Source organism: Wolbachia endosymbiont of Pentidionis agamae (assembly GCF_036711655.1).
Lineage (GTDB): Bacteria > Pseudomonadota > Alphaproteobacteria > Rickettsiales > Anaplasmataceae > JAZHPY01.
Genome location: NZ_JAZHPY010000107.1, coordinates 1 through 2,794, shown reverse-complemented (window position 1 = coordinate 2,794; position 2,794 = coordinate 1). Strand labels below are relative to the sequence as shown.

Genomic DNA, 2,794 nt, shown 5'->3' with positions numbered 1-2,794 from the left:
TGTGAAGCTAAGTGACTCATGGTCACTGACTTGTAACTAAATGTTAGTTAATTTTAAGATAGAATGAAAACGACCTGCACGAAAATCCGCTGTATGTTCATTAGTCGCGAAGAGATGCATTCCTCTCGAAACACGACGCAAAAACGCTAAATTAGTCAAATTCAAAAATGAGGCAATATTTTCGAAAACAACGTTGAGTAATTTGTACGGCTAACATTACACACAATAAATAAACTTTAAATTTCTTTAAATATTAAAGTATAGGAACCATTTCCAGTTTAGTTTAAACTCTAAATTTATAAGCGAGAAAAAATTAAACACGAAACAAATTAAAACGTGTTTATCGCAAATGCCACAAATACTTTAACTAACGTGTTAACGATTTGTTTCGATCCAATTTTATTATTGCAAATTAGTTGTTATTTTTAATTTAATTCTTAAAATTTTATCAAATATTCAATCGGCATGGTGGACGACAAATTCTTGTTTGTGATGCATTGTTTAATCACATTGATTCACAATTTATATACATTCTTGCGATTTGCGTTAACATACTAATAATAGTACTCAAAACATTGAAATAATTGCAAAATGTACTACGACGAAACATGCGTGTTAGTTTTATGAATGCATCATCTTTTTATGTAATATTTTAAACAAGTTTTATTTAAAACAGTCAAAGATTATCACATCCACATTTAAATAGCCCTTTTCGGGAGTAATATACGAGGTGCTTTTGACGCCTACTGAAACATTTTTTCTTCAATGGTCAAATTACTCGAGCAATAATAGTTAGTACTTGGTTTTCCTCAACATCAAATATTATATACAGTAGAACTTGTCCAAGTGGGACTCGCCTAAGAGGACCACCTGACGATGTGGACCACTACTTTCACCGCCCTCCGCATATAATTAGCTGTAAATTCACCTGCAAAAGTGGACCACTTGTCCAAGTAGACCGATTTTTGACCGCCCGAAGGTGGTCTACATGGACAGGTTCTACTGTATAATTGACCGGACCGGACCTGGACTGTACTGTAAGATGCAAATTCGCTGCCAACTCCAAACGGAGTGACCACTAACATTGTATCTGATTTCTTAAAGAAGCAAACAGAAACAAAATTAGGCATAAGTATTCAAAGCTATTTATTTTGGGTCGAAACTCAAACAAGGGAAACCTAGTGTCGGTATATATTTCCAATTGTTTACCTACAACTGGTTAAGGAGAAAATTACGCACCCCCTGTTTAATCAATCCCATTAAACCAGTAAAATTTCCGTTCACAGATTCACCAAATTATTCGTCAAATACAATTGTCATACGTGGTTCAAATAAATAAATTAATTTATGATTGATGTTATTATGTAATATTCATCTCAAGATTTAATCTAATAATCGAAGTGCCTCTCAGCGAATGAATACGGAAATTGAATTTTATTATTCTCTGAATGAAAAAATGTGCAATCTTCATTGTTATTCTGTTGATTTAAATGTTGACTTCATTCAATTCCATATATACGTTGTAATAAACAAATCAATTTTTTCAATTAAAAAAATATGCAAAACAATACATGATTATAAACTCAAACATACTTTGGTTAAAAAATACTCCAATTGCATATCTGATCAATATTTAAAACATGCAAATTTTCTGATTTTCGTCGCGTTGTGCAAAAAAAACGTGCGGCAATTGTTTCTGAAATTGTGATCAATGAACAATCCTCGAACATTAAAAAAGTACCTCCGTCGCAATTTTTAACGAGGTGAGTTCTATTAAAATGATTAAATTCTTGTAATAAAACAAAAATAATTAAATACCGTTCGTTCAGTTAGTGTCAAAATGAATGTGAAAAATTGGTTACAACAATCGACGTCAAGCAGTCATGATTTCGTTAATCCAATGAAATTCTCAGTGAATGCTAGCATCAACTTCAGAGACTCAAACAAAAACACGGAAATTCACAAAGCAATTTACGACAATCAATCAAATATTTTGGAACTATTACTTAAATGTGGCGCAAATCCGAATCAGGTTAACAGACATTATTTGACACCGCTTCACGTGGCAATTAATGAGGTGAATGTTGAATGCGTCGATATTTAAGTGAGAAACGGCTGTGACACTAATTTGAAACTCAAAAAGGTCAAACTTCACTTGGCACTGAAAAACAATGTTGGTTACCAAAACGTCGACAAGATCATCGAGATCCTCTTAAATGCTCAACAAACAGATTTAAGTATCAAGGATGACTGTGGAAGGAGCTACTTTGAATATTCATTCACATTTAACAAATCTGCATTGAGTAGAATAGCAGAGAAATGCCTATCGGTGCTTTCGACTTGCGAAAAAAATAAGGAGTCGATTCTTCATTTGGCCGTCATGCGTGGTTACAACGAGTTCATTGAAGCACTGCTGGACACTCGAGCAATTGATGTTAATCTGAAAGATGGTTACAACTTAAATGCATTGCATTACTCAATTATTGAATGCAGTTTTTCTACAATTGAAATCCTCGTTAGGTTTGGTGGAGATTGCAATGCGATGGACAATGAAAGGGACACTCCACTACACATGGCATGTCAAACTTTGTCAAAGGATATTCTCCACCTTCTTTTTATTTTAAGCACAGCGAAGCAATCAATAAACTGGTGTCAAAAATCACGTTTATAAAAACGACGAAAAAGCGTATCTTGCAGTGGCTGTTTACCTGATTGAGGGCGGACACGCTTCACTATCAACAAAGAACAAATATGGCAAAACTCCGTTTCAGTTGATTCCTGATGATAACGAAAA

The 2,794-nt window shown here is 33.9% G+C and carries 2 protein-coding genes; both read left to right on the top strand.

Features of this window, described 5'->3' with window-relative positions; genetic code table 11:
• Nucleotides 1–1,840: 1,840 nt before the first annotated feature.
• Nucleotides 1,841–2,104 carry an ankyrin repeat domain-containing protein gene (locus V6U76_RS05630; protein WP_408647433.1) on the top strand — a complete coding sequence of 88 codons (264 nt, stop codon included), beginning with the start codon at nucleotides 1,841–1,843 and terminating at the stop codon, nucleotides 2,102–2,104.
• Nucleotides 2,105–2,299: 195 nt separating this feature from the next.
• Complete coding sequence (locus V6U76_RS05010; protein ID WP_333024034.1) at nucleotides 2,300–2,671, top strand: ankyrin repeat domain-containing protein; 372 nt, start codon at nucleotides 2,300–2,302, stop codon at nucleotides 2,669–2,671.
• The last annotated feature ends 123 nt before the right edge of the window (nucleotides 2,672–2,794 follow it).

Coding starts and splice junctions, on each gene's coding strand:
- V6U76_RS05630 (WP_408647433.1), top strand. CDS start 1,841: ATGAATGTGAAAAATTGGTTACAACAATCGACGTCAAGCAGTCATGAT.